Origin of the sequence: Methylobacterium sp. GXF4 (assembly GCF_000272495.1) — a bacterium.
Classification (GTDB): domain Bacteria; phylum Pseudomonadota; class Alphaproteobacteria; order Rhizobiales; family Beijerinckiaceae; genus Methylobacterium; species Methylobacterium brachiatum.
In genome coordinates, this window is the sequence record NZ_AKFK01000037.1 from 1 (window position 1) to 1,052 (window position 1,052).

The 1,052-nt window shown below is 62.1% G+C and carries 1 protein-coding gene; it reads left to right on the forward strand.

The genetic code is table 11. From position 1 onward, the window contains the following. Positions 1 to 170: 170 nt before the first annotated feature. Positions 171 to 923, forward strand: coding sequence for a type I methionyl aminopeptidase (gene map, locus WYO_RS04085; protein ID WP_007559409.1), 753 nt, complete (start codon positions 171 to 173; stop codon positions 921 to 923). Positions 924 to 1,052 lie beyond the last annotated feature (129 nt).

Consider the following 1,052-nt stretch of genomic DNA (forward strand, 5'->3'; position numbering starts at 1 on the left):
CGACCCACAACAGCCATGTGGACGGACGCCAGCGGTTCCCCGAAGCGGTCATCTAGGATGAGCGCTTTCTGTAGGCTCTGCGCGGCGGTCGCGCAGCAGCATCGTGTCAGATCGCAGACTTTCGAGGTTCGTTCCGCTACAGCCTCTTCTGGGCTGTACAGAGATACCGCATGACCGTATCGAGTGACGATGACCTCGTGGGGCTCAAGAAGATCGGACGCATTGTCGCCGAAACGCTTGAGGTGATGGGCCGAGCCATCGAGCCTGGCATCACCGAACGAGAGCTGGATCAAATCGGCAGGGATTACCTGAGTGCGGCCGGTGCCCGTCCGGCTCCCGAACTGGTCTACGGCTTCCCGGGCGCGACCTGCATCAGCGTCAACGAGAAGATCGCGCATGGAATACCCGGCGATCGTCGTGTCCGGGCAAGCGACCTCGTCAACATCGACGTCTCTGCTGAGAAGGACGGCTACTTCGCGGATACGGGCGCGTCGTTCGCTGTGCCGCCGGTGGCGCGTGCGGTTGAACGGCTCTGCCGGGACGGGCGACGCGCGATGTGGACTGGGTTGCGTCAGGTCAGCACCGGCAAGCCGTTCGCTGGCATCGGTCGAGCGGTCGGCACCTTCGCTCGGCAGAACGGCTACACGCTCGTGCGCAACCTTGCCAGCCACGGGGTCGGTTTGTCGCTGCATGAGGAGCCAACTGAGATCGCAACTTGGCCCGACGCCTCCGAGCGCCGGGTCATGACGGACGGGCTCGTCTTCACCGTCGAGCCATTCTTGTCTCTCGGCGCGAACTTCGCCGAGGATGGTGACGATGGATGGACTCTCTATAGCCAGCCTAGAGCACCAACCGTGCAATACGAGCACACGGTTATCGCGACCCGCAATGGCCCATTGGTTTTGACGGTACCGTCGCCATAGGATCGGGGGCAGCTCAAGCCTGCCGATCCGGCATACACGTACAGGTATGGCTTGACGGACTGCGAGTTCCTGAGCAGCGTCTGCTTATGAGTTTGCGCTACTCATAAGCAGACAGTCGCAAATCCACCC

Coding starts and splice junctions, on each gene's coding strand:
- map (WP_007559409.1), top strand. CDS start 171: ATGACCGTATCGAGTGACGATGACCTCGTGGGGCTCAAGAAGATCGGA.